Source organism: Faecalibacterium hominis (ex Afrizal et al. 2022) (assembly GCF_049545105.1).
Lineage (GTDB): Bacteria > Bacillota > Clostridia > Oscillospirales > Ruminococcaceae > Faecalibacterium > Faecalibacterium duncaniae.
The window spans coordinates 1,719,994-1,736,933 of sequence record NZ_CP186860.1 but is presented as its reverse complement, the minus strand read 5'-3'; the positions used below and the strand labels follow the sequence as shown (position 1 = coordinate 1,736,933).

Sequence of the window (16,940 nt, the reverse complement as noted above, 5' to 3'; positions counted from 1 at the left end):
GTGTTCCAGACATTCCGTAACGCATGGAAGATTCCCGAGCTTAAAAATCGTCTCCTGTTCACGCTGGCGATCCTCGTGGTGTATCGTCTGGGCAGCGCCATCCCCGTTCCGTTCATCACCGGTTCTGCACTGAACCAGATGTTCTCCAACGGCAATATGCTCTCGTATCTTGATATGATGAGCGGTGGTGCCCTGTCTCGGTGCACACTCTTCGCGTTAGGTGTGACGCCTTATATCAACGCTTCCATCATTGTGCAGCTGCTCACCGTTGCGATCCCCGCCCTGGAAAACATGGCGAAGGAAGCCGACGGCCAGCAGAAGATGCAGCAGATCACCCGGTATGTCGGCGGTGTCATTGCTCTGGTGATGAGCCTCGGCTACTACTTCGTGATCCGCAATATGGGCGCACTGAAGTACACCAGCGGCGCGGCCGGTATCTTTACCGCCGTTGTCATCATTGCCACCTTTACCGCAGGTGCGCAGCTGATCACCTGGTGTGGTGAGCAGATCGACGACAAGGGTATCGGCAACGGTATCTCTCTGTTGATCTTCTCCTCGATCGTTTCCAACTGGTCCGGTGTCTACACCACCGTCACGGGTCTGCTGACCCGCGCCGCTGCAGGCGAGACCCGGTTCTATATCCTGCTGCCCCTGCTGCTGGTTCTGGCACTGGTTGTGATCGTGTTCATCGTTGTTATGACCAACGCTGAGCGCCGCATCACCATCCAGTATGCCAAGCGTGTGGTGGGCCGCAAGCAGATGGGCGGGCAGAACAGCTACCTGCCCCTGAAGCTGAACATGAGCGGCGTGATGCCCATCATCTTCGCTTCCGCGATGGTTTCGATCCCCGGCACCATCGGCAGCTTCCTGCAGATCGATCAGGCAGCACATCCGTTCTGGTATGCTTTCTTCCATACCTTCAACTACACGTCGCTGCTCTACATCGTGATCTACCTGCTGCTGATCCTGGCCTTCAACTACTTCTATGTGGCCATCCAGTACAACCCCGTTGAGATCGCCAACAATCTGCGCCGCAACAACGGCTCGATCCCCGGCTTCCGTCCCGGCAAGCCGACCAGCGATTTCCTGACCCGCACCCTGAATAAGATCACCCTCATGGGTGCCATCTTCCTGGCTGCGGTGGCTGTACTGCCGATCATTCTGGGCAACCTGACCGGTATGAGCATCCAGCTGGGCGGTACCAGCCTGCTGATCGTGGTTGGTGTGGCACTTGATACCACCCGCAGCCTCGACAGCTTTATGACGATGCGCAACCACAAGGGTTTCCTTGGCTGATCTAAAACAAAAGCACTGATGTGAGAAAGCACTGGAAAGGAGAGCATGCTCGTACTTTTCAGTGCTTTTTTGCTTTGAAGGGGCGTTAGTTCCTTCAAACATCAAATAAGAGGCTCCTTTGATAGAGGAAAGGAAGAATACCTATGAATCTGATTCTGTTAGGCGCACCCGGCGCGGGCAAAGGCACCCAGGCCGAGATCATCTGCGCAAAGCTGAACATCCCCTCCATCAGCACCGGCAACATCCTGCGCGCTGCTGTCAAGGAAGGCACCGAGATGGGCCTGAAGGCAAAGAGCTTCATGGATGCTGGCGCTCTGGTGCCCGATGAGGTCATCATCGGCATCCTGAAGGAACGCCTGGCACAGGACGACTGCGCCAATGGCTTCATCCTGGACGGCGTGCCCCGCACCATCGCTCAGGCCGAGGCCATCGAGACCATGGGCATCCGCATCGACAAGGTGCTGGAGCTGTCTGTGGCGGACGATGTCATCGTGGAGCGGATGAGCGGCCGCCGCGTCTGCGAAAAGTGCGGCGCAAGCTACCACATCATCAACAAGAAGAGCAAGGTCGAGGGCGTGTGCGACCTGTGCGGCGGCAAGACCGTCATCCGCAAGGATGACCAGCCCGCTACCGTTCTGGATCGCCTGAAGGCTTACCACGAGCAGACCGAGCCGCTGGTGGCGTTCTACCGTGAGCGCGGCAAACTGGCCGTGATCCCCTTCTGCCCCTCCATCGAGGAGACGACCGCTGAAGTGATGAAGGCACTGGAGGCATAATCGTGATCCAAATCAAGAATGCGAAAGAACTGGACGGAATGCGCAGGGCCAATGCCCTGAGCGCAGCTGCCCTGAAGTACGGCGGCCAGCACATTGAGGCTGGCATGACCACCTGGGAACTGGATAAGCTGATCTACGATTTCATCGTAAAGCACGGCGGTACCCCCAACTTCAAGGGACTGTACGGTTTCCCGGGAACGGCCTGCATCAGCCTGAATGATACCATCATCCATGGCATCCCGTCGCATGATATCGTCATCCGCCCGGGCGACATCGTCAGCATCGACACCGGTGCAAAGGTCGATGGCTTCAATGGCGACAACGCCTGCACCTATGCGGTGGGTAAGATCGACCTGGAAGCACAGCGCCTGCTGGATGTGACCAAGGCAGCCCTCTACAAGGGCATCGAGCAGGCAAAGGCCGGCAACCGCATCGGTGATATCGGCTATGCGGTGCAGAGCTACTGCGAGGACGCAGGTTTCTCCGTGGTCCGGGAGTTCGTGGGCCACGGCACCGGCCGTGAACTGCACGAGGACCCCGAGGTGCCCAACTACGGCCATCAGGGCCGCGGCCCCCGCCTTGTGCCCGGCATGACCATTGCCATTGAGCCCATGATCTGCCAGTACGACTGCAAGATCACCCAGGCCAAGGACGGCTGGACGGTCAAGACCAAGGACGGCGGTCTGGCAGCGCACTTCGAGCACTCGAACGCGATCCTGAAGGATCACACCGAGATCATGACCCGCTTCTGGGATGATCCCGATTTTGATCCCGAGACCTTCTGCCTGAAGTAAGCAAACCGGTACAGCATCCCCCAAGGCCTCCCGGAAACGGGAGGTCTTTTTGCATCCGGAGCAGGTCCTTTGTGCAATTCTGACAAGTTTTAGTGAAAAATTTTCATCTTCCCGGTGGAGAAGCGCAAAACCGGGGCGGGGAAACAGTCGGTTTGAAAATGCGAGAATTTTTTATCGGAAATACGGAAAAAACACTTGCAAATCCATTGCAAAAGGTGTATAATCTATAAATGGCCGTGACAGCCAGATGCTTTCTCGGTGGACAGGGATTTTCTGCCCACTTTGCGGATTTTGTGCCGCAGGAGAAGAAGTATGTGGCGGTTATCGCCGCCTGTCCGTCAATTCATGGCAAACTGAGCAGATCCAATGAGGAGGCAAATAGCTTGTCTAAAGAAGACGTTATCGAGATCGAAGGCATCGTGCGTGAAGCCATGCCCAACGCCATCTTTAAGGTGGAAATGTTGAGCGAGGATAAGAACACCGGGAAGCTCACTCCCAGCGGGCACATCCTCTTAGCGCACATCTCCGGCAAGCTGCGGACCAATTTCATCCGTATCCTGCCCGGGGACAAGGTTACCGTAGAAATGTCGCCCTATGACTTGTCAAAGGGCCGCATCACCTGGCGCTCCAAATAAGTGCCAGGGCATCAATCAAAAGGAGGTTCAACATCATGAAGGTCAAGCCTTCCGTGAAACCCATCTGCGAAAAGTGCAAGGTCATCCGCCGCAAAGGCCGCGTGATGGTCATCTGCCAGAACCCCAAGCATAAGCAGCGCCAGGGCTAATTCGGGCGCCTGGGGGTCAAGTGCGTAGAGTCCCGGCGCAGACCCCGACACTGACATGGGATGATTTTGGAGGATACTACTATGGCACGTATTGCCGGCGTTGACCTGCCCCGCGAGAAGCGCGTTCAGGTGGGTCTCACCTACGTTTACGGTATCGGTCAGACCACTGCTAACAAGATCCTGGAAGCAACTGGCATCAACCCCGATACCCGCGTCAAGGACCTGACTCTGGAAGAAGAGGCTAAGATCCGTGACTACATCGATCAGGCTAACATCATCGTTGAGGGCGACCTGCGCCGCAACGTTGCTCTGGACATCAAGCGCCTGGTTGAGATCCAGTCCTTCCGTGGCACCCGCCATCGCAAGAATCTGCCCTGCCGCGGCCAGCGCACCAAGACCAATGCACGTACCTGCAAGGGTCCCAAGCGCACTGTCGCTAACAAGAAGAAGTAAGGAGGATTTGAGAAATGGCAAGTGCAAATAACGCCAAGAAGGGCGCAAATGTCCGCATGAAGCGGAAAGAGCGCAAGAACATTGCTGCTGGTCAGGCTCATATCCAGTCTACCTTCAACAATACTGTCGTTACCATCACCGACCTGCAGGGTAATGCAGTGTCCTGGTGCTCCTCTGGCTCCCTGAACTTCCGTGGCAGCCGTAAGAGCACCCCGTTCGCAGCCCAGTCTGCTGCCGAGACCGCAGCCAAGGTTGCAATCGAGCATGGCATGAAGACTGTTGAAGTCTACGTCAAGGGCCCCGGCGCTGGCCGTGAGTCCGCTATCCGTGCGCTGCAGGCTACCGGCCTGGAAGTCACCCTGATCAAGGACGTGACTCCCATCCCCCACAACGGCTGCCGTCCCCCGAAGCGCCGTCGTGTCTGATCGAAGGAGGAAATTGAATTATGGCAAAGAATACGCAGCCTATCGCAAAGCGTTGCAAGGCCCTGGGCATTTCTCCTGCGGTCATGGGCTATGCAAAGAAGAATACCACCCGCAACTCCAACGGCAATGTCCGCAAGAAGCAGTCTGAGTACGCATCTCAGCTGAAGGAGAAGCAGAAGGTCAAGTTTATCTACGGCGTTCTGGAGAAGCAGTTCCACAATGCTTACCTGCGTGCTGAGGCTCGCCCCGGCAAGACCGGTGAGAACCTGCTCCAGATCATGGAGTGCCGTCTGGACAACGTCGTGTTCCGCCTGGGCTTTGCTCAGACCCGCCGCGACGCTCGTCAGCTGGTGAGCCACGCTCACTTCACCGTCAATGGCAAGAAGGTCAACATTCCTTCCTACCAGGTCAAGGCCGGTGACGTGATTGAGGTCCGTGAGTCCAGCCGCTCTTCTGCTAAGTTCGCAAAGCTCGTTGGCCCCGAGGCTCCCGTTGTGGCTCTGCCTTCCTGGCTGAACCGTGAGGCCGGCACCCTGAAGGGTGTTGTGACCAAGCTCCCCGAGCGCAGCGACATCGACTACGAAGTTGCAGAGCACCTCATCGTCGAGCTGTACTCCAAGTAATCCATTAAGAAGGGGAGGCCTTCCTTCTGGATGGCGACCTTTCGCATTCTTTTTAAAAGAATTTAATAATGGGCCGATGGCAACATCGGTTTGACAAGGAGGGCATAGATATGATGGAGATTGAACGTCCCAAAATCGAAACGGCAAGCCTGTCCCCGGACGGCCGCTACGGCAGATTCGTGGCGGAGCCTCTGGAGCGTGGCTTTGGCATCACACTGGGCAACAGCCTGCGTCGTGTGCTTCTTTCCTCTCTGCCCGGTGTCGCCGTGACCAGCGTCAAGATCGACGGCGTGGTTCACGAGTTCTCCACCATTGAGGGCGTCAAGGAAGACGTTACCGAAATTGTCCTGAACCTGAAGGGTATTGCTGCAAAGCTGTACACCGACGGGCCGAAGACAGTGCGTGTTGAGGCAGTCGGCCCTTGTGAGGTTACTGCGGACAACATCAAGCAGGGCGACGATATTGAGATCCTGAACCCTGAATGGCACATTGCAACCCTGGGCGAGGGCGGCAAGCTCGTCATGGAGCTCACCTTCGATAAGGGCCGCGGTTATGTGCCTGCAGAGCGCAACAAGCAGGCCATCGTCGAGAAGAACGATATCAACACTCTTCCCGTCGATAGCATTTACACCCCCGTGCTCAAGGTGAATTATAACGTTGAGAGCACCCGCGTTGGACAGGCCATCGATTACGACAAGCTGACCATCGAGGTTTGGACGGATGGCACGATCAATGCACAGGAAGCCGTTTCTCTGGCTGCCCGTGTGCTGACCGAGCACCTGAACCTCTTCGTCAACCTGTCCGATGAGGCTGCCGGTACGGAGATCATGGTGGAGAAGACCAACGACGATAAGGAAAAGGCTCTGGAGATGACCATCGAAGAGCTGGATCTGAGCGTCCGTTCCTTCAACTGCCTGAAGCGCGCCGGTATCAACACGGTGGAGGATCTGGTCAGCAAGAGCGAGGACGAGATGATGAAAGTCCGTAACCTCGGCCGCAAGAGCCTGGAAGAAGTCATGGCAAAGCTGGACTCCCTGGGCTTCAAGCTGAACACAGACGATGAGTAACTAAAATAATAAGGAGTGAAACGGGATGCCCGGTACCAGAAAGCTCGGTAGAACCAGCGACAGCCGCAACGCTATGATGCGCGCTATGGTCACCTACCTGTTAGAGAATGGCAAGATTGAGACCACTGTCACTCGCGCTAAGGACGTTCGTTCCATGGCCGAGAAGATGATCACCCTGGGTAAGGCCAGCGACCTGCACACCAAGCGTCAGGTCTACGCCTACATCACCAAGGAAGATGTTGCAAAGAAGCTGTTTGATGAGATCAGCCCCAAGTACGCTGACCGCAACGGCGGCTACACCCGCATCATCAAGATCGGCGCTCGCCGCGGCGACGCTGCTGAGATGGCAGTTCTGGAGCTCGTCTGATCGACTCTGACTGTTCAAACAGTGTAACAAAGGCTCTTTCCCTTCGGGGAAAGGGCCTTTTTTGCATCGTGTGGGCCGGGCAGCGGGGTGTTCCCAAAGCAAGTGTCCGCTGGGGTGGGACCCTGCTGCCGCAGGCAGTAGGGCGGGCGATGGAATGGCCCGTTTCACTTGCGTGGGAATGCCGCGCTGCCCGGTTGGGCGTTAGCAGCTGGGGCTTGTGATGGCGGGACAAGAATGCTATAATTATACTGTATTTCTGCACGACTTTGCGAATTTTCCACAGAAGGGAGGGGCGGTGGTTGAAAAGACGACGGTTTCTGGTGCTGAGTGCAGGCTGCATGATGGGCCTGCTCTCGGCGTGCGGCCTTCCGATGTCGGAAAATGTGCAGGTGGAGGAGCTGCTGCGTGCCCCGCGCCTTCCGGGCGACTACGGTGCACTGCAAAATGCCCTGAATGAGTGGCTGGGGGAGAGCGCCCAGCTGAAATACCCGATGCAGGGGGAGCTGCTCTCGCCGTTCCTTTTGCAGGATCTGGATGGTGACGGCCAGCAGGATGCTGCTGTTCTTTACACCACGGCCCAGAGCTCCAACGTCTGCATTGCATTTTTGCAGAAGGATGCCGCAGGCGTGTGGCAGGTCCGCCAGAGCATCGAGGGTCTGGCGGATACAGTGGACAATGTCCGGCTGGCACAGCTGCAGGATGGTTCCGCAACCCAGCTGGTGGTGGGGTACCTCGCCGCGCAGGGGGACAGCTATCTGGCGGTGTACTCCTACGAGAACGGCACGGTCAATGCCATTCTGGAACAGTCCTATGAGCAGTATCTGGTGGAGGATATCACCGGCGGCGGCAACGAGGATCTGATCCTGATGTCCACGCTGGAGGACGGCGGGGTGCAGATCGAGCTGCTGACCGTTGACCGGGACGGGATGTTCCAGCAGGTGGCTGTCATGGGCCTTTCGGCAGATAAGTTCTCGGGCTGCGCCGCTGTGGCGGCGGGCCTGGGAGCGGACGGCAAGCGCTATCTGGTGCTGGACGGCTGGACCGGCCTTTCGGGCAACAATCTGGCCACGGTGCTGCTCTACTTCGATGAGGAAAGCCAGCAGATGCTGCCCGCGGAGCAGATCAGCACCAGTGAGCTGTACAATGCGTCCCTGCGCAATGTCTCCACGCTGGTCAGCCGGGATCTGGACGGCGACGGCATCGTGGAGATCCCCACCCAGCCTGACGAAGCGGGCCTGCTGAACCTGAGCCAGAGCCGACGAATGGATTTTATCGTCTGGATGGACTACACCAGCCCGGAGCCGGAAAAGAGCTTCGGCCTGTTGGACGAGGAGAGCAGCTGCTACATTGAGCTGCCTGCCGAGTGGGAGGGCAACCTGATGCTCACCGACAGCGCTGAGGGAGAGGAAGCCGTGGAGCTGCGCACCGTGGACGAGGGGAAACTGGTGCTGACCATGCGCCTGGTTCCTTCCAGCGAGAGCGCGGCGGGCTGGACCCGCCTGGGCGTGGTGGCATCCCGCCAGATGCAGGCCAGGTTTGGGCCGGACGTGGTGCTGAAGGATCAGAGCTATCGACTGTCCCGGTCGTTGTATCGGTTGAATTGATGATGCCGCTCAGTTTTGCAGAAGTTTACCGGATGCAGGCTGGGTGTTCTGAGGTGAAATGCTTCTCCGTGTGCTCTTGGACAGAGGGAGAAGGCAGAAAAATATGGAGGTCTTAGATGGTCAAGGTACTTGTGGTAGAGGATGAAGCCAGCATCCGCGAGATGATCGCGCTGAACCTGCGGCTGGCGGGGATGGAGGCGGTGGAGGCCGACAGCGCCGAAGCCGCCCTGCCTCTGCTGGAGCAGAAGCCCGGCTGTGATGCTGCCATTCTGGATGTGATGCTGCCCGGCATGAATGGGTTCTCGCTCTGCGAGACCATCCGCCGCACTGATCAGAAAATCGGCATCATCATCCTGAGTGCCAAGGGACAGGAGCAGGATAAGATCCGCGGCCTGTCCATCGGTGCGGATGACTATATGACCAAGCCCTTCAGTGTCAGTGAGCTGCTGGCCCGTGTGGAGGCCCTCTGCCGCCGTGTGGGCCGCTCGGGCGGCGGCTCCGCTGCCGACGAAAATGCCCCCACCACACTGGTCAGCGGGGAATTTGTGCTGGATGAGAACCGCCGTGTTCTCCTTAAGGCCGGACGGCAGATCGAGCTGACCCAGGTGGAGTTCCAGATCATGGAGCTGTTCTTCCACAACCCCGGCATCGCGCTGGTGCGGGAAAAGATCCTGAAGGGCGTGTGGGGTGAGAACTACTTCGGCGATGTGAAGATCGTGGATGTGAACATCCGCCGCCTGCGGATGAAGGTGGAAGATGAGCCCAGCCACCCCACCCACATTATGACAGTGTGGGGCTACGGCTACCGGTGGGAGGAGTGAAGAAAAACCTCTCAGTTGCGCTGTGCTCGACTGCTCTCCCAATAGGAGAGCCAGGATTACTGACAGAAAGGAGGAAAAGCAATGCGCAGTGGTATTACCCGCCGCTGGCTGCGGGGAAGCCTGTTCCTGACGGTGCTGCTGGTGCTGCTGGTGGAAAGCATGTTCGTGTACAACTTCGGCCGCAGCTACTACAACAGCGTCCAGCAGACCATGATGCGGCGTTTTTCCTCCATCAACGGTCAGCTGAAAATGTACACCGGCGACACGGCCCAGAAGACCGCGGCCAACCGCAGTGTGGCCCTGCGCCGGATGGTGGAGCAGTTTGCGGATAAAGACAAATATGAGTTCATGCTGCTGGACGGCTACGGCGGCGTGATCGCCTCCTCCAGCGGCACAGGTGCGGACGGCATCGTGGTGCAGGACGACTTTAACAAGGCACAGGATGCACCAGACGGCGTGGGTGTGGCCATCTACCGCACCGCCAGCGGGGAAACGGTCATGGCTGTGTGCAGTCTGGTGCCCTATGCGGCCGAGGACGTGGCTGCCATGCGCCTTGTCACCAGCCTGACGCTGGTGCAGGCGCAGCTGAAGAGCGTTTTCATCGTCAGTCTGATCGTGGTGGCGGCCATTCTGGGCTTTACAGTGGCCTCTGGTCTGTACTTCGTGCGGGGCATCGTGGTGCCGCTGGGGCAGGTGGAGCGGATCGCTGCCAGCATCGCCCGGGGAGAACTGGATGTCCGCCTGCCTGTGACCGGTGACGAGCGGGACGAGGTGGACCGCCTGCGCGGCACCATCAATCAGATGGCCGAGGGGCTGGAAGAGACGGAGAAGATGAAAAACGAATTCATCAGCTCGGTCTCCCATGAGCTGCGCACGCCGCTCACCTCCATCCGGGGCTGGGTGGAGACCCTGCGCACCCTGGATGATCCCACCGATGAGAACTACCGCAAGGGGCTGGAGATCATCAACAACGAGACCGCCCGCCTGTACAACATGGTGGAGGAGCTGCTGGATTTCAGCCGCCTGCAGAATGGCCGCCTGAAAATGGAGTGCCGCCCCCTGGACCTTGTGGCCGAGCTGACGGACGCTGTCCTTTTCTGTGAAGCGCGCATCCAGCGGGAGGGGCTTCTGCTGGCCTATGCGGAGCCGGAGGAGATGATTCCGGTCTACGCCGACCCCGACCGCCTGCGGCAGGTGTTCATCAACATTCTGGACAATGCCATCAAGTATTCGGCCCCCGGCGGACGCATCACGGTCAAGATCTGGCAGGGCGAGTACAAAGCCTTCATCGAGATCATCGATCAGGGCCGCGGCATCCCGCCGGAGGATCTGGAAAACGTCAAGACCAAGTTTTACAAGGGCAGCAACTCGGTGCGGGGCAGCGGCATCGGCCTTGCGCTGGTGGATTCCATTATGACCGCACTGGACGGCACCATGGACCTCAAGAGCACGCTGGGCCGGGGCACAGTGGTCACCCTGGGCCTGCCGATCTACAAACGATAAGAGATTGTCCATATTTATCTGGTAAGATAGAGGGGCAGTTTTTACGATAGAGAGGGGCCGCAGCGCCCCATAGGAGAGCCAATGAATCAACCGAACAAGGAACGCTTCAAGACGAGTGTGGGCGGGCAGGCCCTGATGGAGGGCATTATGATGCGGGGCCCGAAAAATATCTGCTGTGCTGTCCGCAAGCCCGATGGAACCATTGAGACCAAGGTCGAGCCAACCCCCACCCACGGCGTGTGGACAAAGATCCCGCTGGTGCGGGGCGCCATCTCGATGATCGAAAGCCTGATCATGGGATACAAGTACATGATGTACTCGGCACAGGTGAGCATGGGGGATGACTACGACCCCGCCGAAGAGGAGACCGCCTTTGAAAAATGGGTGGGCGACCATCTGGGCAAAAAGGCCGAAGATATCATGCTGGCGGCAGCTGCCGTGATCGGCGGGCTGTTTGCCATCCTGCTCTTCACCGTTCTGCCCACGGTGCTGGTGGGCGGCCTGAACCATCTGGTGCCGCTGGGCCGCTGGGCCAAGGTGGTACTGGAGGCGGTGCTCAAGGTCGCCATCTTCCTGACCTACATGGCCGCCATCTCCCGGATGAAGGAGATCCACCGGGTGTTCGAGTACCACGGGGCCGAGCACAAGACCATTGCCTGCTACGAGGCCGGAGACCCCCTCACGGTGGAGAATGTCCGCAAATATACCCGCTTCCACCCCCGGTGCGGCACCAGCTTTTTGATTCTGGTGGTCATTGTCAGCGTGTTCCTGTACAGCGTGCTGCCCTGGTCCAGCACCAGCCTGCGGGTGGTGTTCAAGCTGCTGCTCCTGCCGCTGGTCATGGGCATCAGCTACGAGCTGCTCAAGTGGTGCGGCCGGTCGGACAACATCGCCACCCGCATCATCCGGCAGCCCGGCATCTGGGTGCAGCATCTGACCGTGTTTGAGCCGGACGACAGCATGATCGAGGTGGCCATTGCCGCCGTCACGCCGGTCCTGCCCGAGGACCCGGAGGACGGCAGATGGTAACCGCAGGGATGCTGCCCCGGGCAGCAGTCCGGGAGGTGGAGGCACGCCTGCGCGCCGCAGGCTGCCCCGACGCAGATTTTGACGCGGCCGAGCTCTTCCGGCTGGCAGTGGGCGGGGATGCCCGCCTTGCCGATGCTCCGCTGGGTGCAGAGCAGGCAGAGCGGCTGGAAGCCCTGACGGCCCGCCGCGCGTCCCGGGAGCCTTTGCAATACCTTTGCGGCAGCTGGCCCTTCCTTGATTTTGAGCTGGCTGTCGGCCCCGGCGTGCTCTGCCCCCGGGCCGATACTGAGGTGGTGGCCGAAGCCGCCGCCGGAATGCTGGCTGGGGTGGAGGCACCCCGGGTGCTCGACCTCTGTGCCGGCACAGGCTGTTTGGGGCTGGGTGTGAAGCGCTTCTGCCCGGCGGCACAGGTCACCAGTCTGGAGAAGAGCCCTGCGGCATACCGCTATCTGGAGCAGAACGCCCATCTCTCCCCGGTACTGATCATCACCCCAGTGCAGGAAGATCTGTTCACCTACTGGCAGACCCTGCCGGAGGGGCAGCTCGACCTCATTGTGTCGAACCCGCCTTACCTGACCGCCGCCGAGATGGGCGCATTGCAGCCCGAGGTGGCGCAGGAGCCTGCCATGGCGCTGGAAGCGGGGGAGGATGGGCTGGTATTTTACCGCGCCATTGCGGAACACTACCAGAAAGCTCTGCGCCCCGGCGGTGCCCTTGCCCTGGAGATCGGCTGGCAGCAGCGGGAAGCTGTAACGGCCCTGCTTGCCGCCAACGGGTGGACGGAGATCGTGTGCAGAAAAGATTTTGGCGGCAATGACCGCTGTGTGATGGCGAGAAAACAGTGAAAATATCTACAACTTCCTGTTGTAATATCTGTAAAATGTGTTATACTAGTACCGAAAGAATTGGAATGCCCGCGCCTGCGTTTGGCCGCACCGCGCCGGGAACAGATGACAAAGGAGCATGACACTATGGCAAAAAATCAGAACAACAACGTTGCCCCGGCGACCCAGAAGACCGATCCCGGTGCCAAGAAGGATGCGCTGGCCACGGCACTGGCCCAGATCGAGAAGCAGTTTGGCAAGGGCGCTGTGATGAAGCTGGGCGACAACGCCGCCATGCAGGTGGATGCCATCTCGACCGGCAGCATCGGCCTGGATCTGGCACTGGGCGTGGGCGGCGTGCCCCGGGGCCGCATCATTGAGGTGTACGGCCCTGAATCCAGTGGTAAGACCACGCTGGCCCTGCATGTTCTGGCCGAAGCCCAGAAGAAGGGCGGCGATGTTGCCTTCATCGACGTGGAGCACGCGCTGGACCCTGTGTATGCCGAGGCGCTGGGTGTGGACATCAACAACCTGCTGGTCAGCCAGCCCGATACCGGTGAGCAGGCCATGGAGATCTGCGAGGCGCTGGTGCGCTCCGGTGCCATTGATGCCATCGTTGTGGACTCTGTTGCCGCCATGGTGCCCCGCGCTGAGATCGAGGGCGAGATGGGCGACAGCCATGTGGGCCTGCAGGCCCGCCTGATGAGCCAGGCCATGCGCAAGCTGACCAGCGTCATCGGCAAGACCAACACCGTCTGCATCTTCATCAACCAGCTGCGTGAAAAGGTCGGCGTGGTCTACGGCAACCCCGAGGTCACCACCGGCGGCCGCGCCCTGAAGTATTATTCCTCTGTCCGCATCGATATCCGCCGCGTGGAGGGCCTGAAGGATTCTTCCGGCCAGTTCATCGGCAACCACACCCGCGCCAAGATCGTCAAGAACAAGGTGGCTCCTCCGTTCCGTGAGGCGGAGTTCGACATCATGTTCGGCGAGGGCATCTCCAAGATGAGTGAGCTCATCGATCTGGGTGTCAAGCTGGGCATCGTTCAGAAGAGCGGTGCATGGTTCAACTACGGCGATATCCGCCTGGGTCAGGGCCGCGACAATGCCAAGCAGTTCCTGCGCGATAACCCCGAGATCGCCAACGATATCGAGGGTCAGGTGCGCGCCAATGCCGACAAGCTCTATGCCACCCGCCGCCCGGGGGGCAAGGCTGCCGCTGCCCCTGCAGAGGGGGAACCGGCAGCTCCTGCCACAGCAAAGGAGCCGGTGGTCAAGGCTCCCGCCCGCAGCAGCGAGAGTGAGCTGGATATCATGGTGGAAGAGTAAATGGCCTTTTACAGCCGTGGCCGCCGCCCGCTGGCCGAAGAGGAAAAATCCACCGATGCCGCCAAGGCCCGCACCCGGGCCATGGAGCTGCTGGCCGGGCAGGAGCTTTCCTCGGGCCAGCTGTATGAGCGGCTGAACCGCCGCTATACCCAGCAGACCAGTGCCGCCGTGGTGGCAGAGATGGTGCAGCGGGAGTATATCAACGATGCCCGCTATGCTGAGACCCGTGCCCACGCCCTGTTGGCGGCAAAAAAGAGCCGCCGCGCCGCTGCCCAGAATCTGCGGCAGAAGGGCCTGGCCGCAGGCGAGATCCAGCAGGCGCTGGATGCTGTTTACACCCCCGATGTTTCCGGCGAGGATCCGGAGCTGGAAGCCGCCGCCGCTCTGGTGGAAGGGCATTACCGCAAAAAGCTGGAAGCGGGCCGCAGGGATCTGGTCATTGCGGCTCTGCAGCGGCGGGGATTTTCGTATTCCGTCATTAAGGAAGCCATTCGCAGGGTGGAGGAGGGGGAATAACCCTCTCAGTCAAAGCCTGCGGCTTTGCCAGCTCCCCCGAAGGGGGAGCTTTTCCGGAGCAAATCGTAAAAAATCAAAAGCATCCCTCAAAAGAGAAAGAGAGTATCATCCCTTATGAAAATTGCATGTATTTCCCTTGGCTGCCCCAAGAACCAGGTCGATCTGGACGTGATGGTGCACATCCTGCTTTCGGCCGGTCACGAGACGGTGGCCGACCTGGGTGAAGCCGATGTTATTCTGGTCAACACCTGCGGCTTTATCGAGAGCGCCAAGACCGAGGCCATTGAGAACATTCTGGAGGCCTGCGCCTACAAGCAGCAGAACCCGGAGCTGAAGGTCATCGTCACCGGCTGCCTGGCCGAGCGTTACCGCAGCCAGATCGAGGAGGAGATCCCCGAGGTGGACGCTGTGGTGGGCTGTGCCTCCAACAAGGCCATTGACACCATCGTGGCCCGCCTGTTCCACGGTGAGAACCATCTGGAAAGCTACGGTGCCAAAAAGGACTTCCCGCTGGGCGGCAAGCGTGTCATCGGCACGCCTGCCCACTATGCGTACTTAAAGATCGCAGAGGGCTGCAACAACCGCTGCCACTACTGCGCCATCCCGGGCATCCGCGGCCCGCTGCACAGCCGCGATCTGGCCGACTGCGTGGCCGAGGCCCGCTGGCTGGCCGGTGAGGGCGTGAAGGAGCTGATCGTGGTGGCCCAGGACCCCACCGCCTATGGCGAGGACTGGGGCAAGCCCGGCAGCATCTGTGAGCTGCTGGACAAGCTGAACAAGGTGCCGGGCCTTGAGTGGATCCGCATCATGTACGCCTACCCCGAGCGCATCACCGATGACTTTATTGCTGCCATGAAGCGGAACGAGAAGGTGGTGCCTTACCTCGACCTGCCCATCCAGCACTGCAACGATACCATCCTCAAAAACATGAACCGCCGCTCCAACCGCGCAGAGCTGCTGGAGGTCATCGGCAAGCTGCGCCGGGAGATCCCCGGCATCACCCTGCGCACCACCCTGATCGCAGGCTTCCCCGGCGAGACCGAGGAGCAGTTTGAGGACCTGTGCAACTTCGTCAAGGAAGTCAGATTTGACCGTCTGGGCTGCTTTGCCTATTCTGCCGAGGAGAACACCGTGGCCGCAAAGATGGACGGCCAGATCGATCAGGAGACCAAGGACCGGCGCGCTGAGCTGGTGATGCAGATCCAGACCGGCATCATGGCCCAGAAGCAGGCCGAAAAGGTGGGCCAGACCGTCCGTGTGCTCTGTGACGGCATCGACGAGGAGAGCGGCCTGTACCTCTGCCGCACCACCGGCGATGCCCCCGAGGTGGACGGCAATGTCTGCGTTTCCAGCGAGGAGCCGCTCTACCCCGGCCAGTTCTATGATGTGCTGGTGGAGGACAGCGACCTTTACGATCTGTACGGAACGGTTGCAAAATAACAAATTGGAGGAATCTATATGAATCTGCCCAATAAGCTCACCCTGACCCGCATCATTCTGGTGCCGGTGTTCATGGTCTTCGTTTCCCTGACCCAGATCGGCATGGAAGATTTCAACCCCACCTGGTATCTGGTGGCGGGCATCATCTTTGCCGCGGCCAGCTTTACCGATTTTCTGGACGGCCATCTGGCCCGCAAGTGGAACATGGTCACCGACTTTGGCAAGTTTGCCGACCCGCTGGCCGACAAGCTGCTGACCACCGTGGCCTTCATTTACATGCTGCGGGACGGCGTGTGCAGCCCGGTGGTGCTCTGCATCATCCTGGCCCGCGAGTTTGCCGTGTCTGGTCTGCGCATGGTGGCCGCCGGTGCCAAAGACGGCAAGGTCATCGCCGCCAACATGTGGGGCAAGGTCAAGACTGTGCTGCAGATGCTGACCATCATCTTCTACTACTTCGGCATCGCATTGACCTGGGGCAATTCCGTTATGATAGGCGCTGACTGCGTATTCCTCTCTTACTGGCTGTGCTGGCTGGTGGCCATTGCCACTGCCATCTCCGGCATCAAGTACCTGTGGGACAACCGCAGCTTCATCAATACCGCAAAATGATCAAGAAGATCGCCATTCTCTGTTCCATTTTCCTGAACCTCTGCATCGTGTGGTGGGAGCCGGTGGCCATCCGGATGACCTGGGAAGCGGTGGGCAGCCAGACCTTCACCTTTTACACCGAGAACTCCAATGTCTTTGCGTTCTTTGTCTGCCTGCTGGTGGCGGTGTGTCAGGTGATCTGCCTGTTCACGGGGCGGCAGCTGCCCCGCTGGGTCAAGACGCTCAAGTACATTGCCACCTGCTGCCTGACCATGACCTTCCTGACCGTGGTGTTCGTGCTGGGGCCCTACTGTGCCGACCAGGGCGGCGTGGTGTTTCTGCTGACCGAGAGCTCCATGCTCTACCACCACCTGCTCAACCCGCTGTGTGCCTTTGTCTCCTTTGTCCTGCTGGAACGGGAGCCAAAGCTGCCTGCGCGGTGCGTTCCGCTGGCGCTGGTTCCCACGATGCTCTATGGCTCTGTGGCCCTCTGGGCCAATTACCAGCGGCTCATTACCGGGCCTTACCCGTTCCTGCTGGTCTATCAGCAGACCACCCGGCAGACGGTGCTGTGGTGCGCGGCCATCCTGGCCATGAACCTGCTCTATGCCTGGCTTGTCTGGCGGCTGGGCGGGAACTGCCGCAAAAAGAGAAATGTGGGCTTGCTTTTCAGAAGCTGAGATGCAAAAAGGCTCTCTGCC

20 protein-coding genes are annotated in these 16,940 nt (G+C 59.4%); all 20 read left to right on the top strand.

The annotated features are described in order from the left end of the window. The 20 genes from secY (at position 1) to ACKXGA_RS08280 (ending at position 16,919) form a co-directional block, all read left to right on the top strand. Positions 1 to 1,296: a preprotein translocase subunit SecY gene (gene secY / locus ACKXGA_RS08375; RefSeq protein WP_097771299.1), complete on the top strand. Its 1,296-nt coding sequence runs from the start codon at positions 1 to 3 to the stop codon at positions 1,294 to 1,296. A 143-nt stretch (positions 1,297 to 1,439) separates the two neighbouring features. After that, positions 1,440 to 2,072, top strand: coding sequence for an adenylate kinase (locus tag ACKXGA_RS08370; RefSeq protein ID WP_005934900.1), 633 nt, complete (start codon positions 1,440 to 1,442; stop codon positions 2,070 to 2,072). Between the two features lie 2 nt (positions 2,073 to 2,074). Then, positions 2,075 to 2,866: a type I methionyl aminopeptidase gene (gene map / locus ACKXGA_RS08365; protein ID WP_005934899.1), complete on the top strand. Its 792-nt coding sequence runs from the start codon at positions 2,075 to 2,077 to the stop codon at positions 2,864 to 2,866. 383 nt (positions 2,867 to 3,249) lie between these two features. Beyond that, positions 3,250 to 3,501: a translation initiation factor IF-1 gene (infA, locus tag ACKXGA_RS08360; protein ID WP_005937979.1), complete on the top strand. Its 252-nt coding sequence runs from the start codon at positions 3,250 to 3,252 to the stop codon at positions 3,499 to 3,501. A gap of 35 nt (positions 3,502 to 3,536) precedes the next feature. Next, positions 3,537 to 3,650 carry a 50S ribosomal protein L36 gene (rpmJ, locus tag ACKXGA_RS08355; RefSeq protein WP_005921832.1) on the top strand — a complete coding sequence of 38 codons (114 nt, stop codon included), beginning with the start codon at positions 3,537 to 3,539 and terminating at the stop codon, positions 3,648 to 3,650. A gap of 81 nt (positions 3,651 to 3,731) precedes the next feature. Beyond that, entirely contained in the window at positions 3,732 to 4,103 is a 372-nt protein-coding gene (gene rpsM / locus ACKXGA_RS08350; RefSeq protein WP_005937976.1) for a 30S ribosomal protein S13, read from the top strand. Positions 4,104 to 4,117: 14 nt separating this feature from the next. Then, entirely contained in the window at positions 4,118 to 4,528 is a 411-nt protein-coding gene (gene rpsK / locus ACKXGA_RS08345; protein WP_005934894.1) for a 30S ribosomal protein S11, read from the top strand. Between the two features lie 20 nt (positions 4,529 to 4,548). Then, positions 4,549 to 5,151 carry a 30S ribosomal protein S4 gene (gene rpsD, locus ACKXGA_RS08340; RefSeq protein ID WP_005934893.1) on the top strand — a complete coding sequence of 201 codons (603 nt, stop codon included), beginning with the start codon at positions 4,549 to 4,551 and terminating at the stop codon, positions 5,149 to 5,151. Between the two features lie 110 nt (positions 5,152 to 5,261). After that, the gene (locus ACKXGA_RS08335) at positions 5,262 to 6,218 is read left to right on the top strand and encodes a DNA-directed RNA polymerase subunit alpha (RefSeq protein ID WP_035394747.1); all 957 of its coding nucleotides are present in this window, start codon (positions 5,262 to 5,264) and stop codon (positions 6,216 to 6,218) included. 25 nt (positions 6,219 to 6,243) lie between these two features. Beyond that, on the top strand, positions 6,244 to 6,585 hold the full coding sequence (rplQ, locus tag ACKXGA_RS08330; protein WP_005934891.1) for a 50S ribosomal protein L17: 342 nt from the start codon (positions 6,244 to 6,246) through the stop codon (positions 6,583 to 6,585). Positions 6,586 to 6,884: 299 nt separating this feature from the next. Next, complete coding sequence (locus ACKXGA_RS08325) at positions 6,885 to 8,189, top strand: hypothetical protein (RefSeq protein ID WP_423729280.1); 1,305 nt, start codon at positions 6,885 to 6,887, stop codon at positions 8,187 to 8,189. 116 nt (positions 8,190 to 8,305) lie between these two features. After that, on the top strand, positions 8,306 to 9,010 hold the full coding sequence (locus ACKXGA_RS08320; protein WP_005934889.1) for a response regulator transcription factor: 705 nt from the start codon (positions 8,306 to 8,308) through the stop codon (positions 9,008 to 9,010). An 81-nt stretch (positions 9,011 to 9,091) separates the two neighbouring features. After that, complete coding sequence (locus tag ACKXGA_RS08315; RefSeq protein WP_253494899.1) at positions 9,092 to 10,513, top strand: sensor histidine kinase; 1,422 nt, start codon at positions 9,092 to 9,094, stop codon at positions 10,511 to 10,513. Positions 10,514 to 10,594: 81 nt separating this feature from the next. Further along, positions 10,595 to 11,542 carry a DUF1385 domain-containing protein gene (locus ACKXGA_RS08310; RefSeq protein WP_097771298.1) on the top strand — a complete coding sequence of 316 codons (948 nt, stop codon included), beginning with the start codon at positions 10,595 to 10,597 and terminating at the stop codon, positions 11,540 to 11,542. Continuing rightward, positions 11,536 to 12,387: a peptide chain release factor N(5)-glutamine methyltransferase gene (gene prmC, locus ACKXGA_RS08305; protein WP_423729279.1), complete on the top strand. Its 852-nt coding sequence runs from the start codon at positions 11,536 to 11,538 to the stop codon at positions 12,385 to 12,387. The genes ACKXGA_RS08310 and prmC overlap by 7 nt, the downstream gene beginning before the upstream one ends. A 126-nt stretch (positions 12,388 to 12,513) precedes the next feature. Further along, positions 12,514 to 13,695, top strand: coding sequence for a recombinase RecA (gene recA / locus ACKXGA_RS08300; protein ID WP_082210798.1), 1,182 nt, complete (start codon positions 12,514 to 12,516; stop codon positions 13,693 to 13,695). Next, the gene (locus ACKXGA_RS08295; RefSeq protein WP_215665441.1) at positions 13,696 to 14,211 is read left to right on the top strand and encodes a regulatory protein RecX; all 516 of its coding nucleotides are present in this window, start codon (positions 13,696 to 13,698) and stop codon (positions 14,209 to 14,211) included. It abuts the gene before it with no gap. Between the two features lie 114 nt (positions 14,212 to 14,325). Continuing rightward, a complete protein-coding gene (rimO, locus tag ACKXGA_RS08290) occupies positions 14,326 to 15,651 on the top strand; it encodes a 30S ribosomal protein S12 methylthiotransferase RimO (RefSeq protein ID WP_098924252.1) in 1,326 nt (441 codons plus the stop codon). An 18-nt stretch (positions 15,652 to 15,669) separates the two neighbouring features. Next, positions 15,670 to 16,260 (top strand): CDP-diacylglycerol--glycerol-3-phosphate 3-phosphatidyltransferase, encoded by a 591-nt coding sequence (gene pgsA, locus ACKXGA_RS08285; RefSeq protein ID WP_423729278.1) that lies wholly within the window; start codon positions 15,670 to 15,672, stop codon positions 16,258 to 16,260. Continuing rightward, a complete protein-coding gene (locus ACKXGA_RS08280) occupies positions 16,257 to 16,919 on the top strand; it encodes a hypothetical protein (RefSeq protein ID WP_423729277.1) in 663 nt (220 codons plus the stop codon). The genes pgsA and ACKXGA_RS08280 overlap by 4 nt, the downstream gene beginning before the upstream one ends. The last annotated feature ends 21 nt before the right edge of the window (positions 16,920 to 16,940 follow it).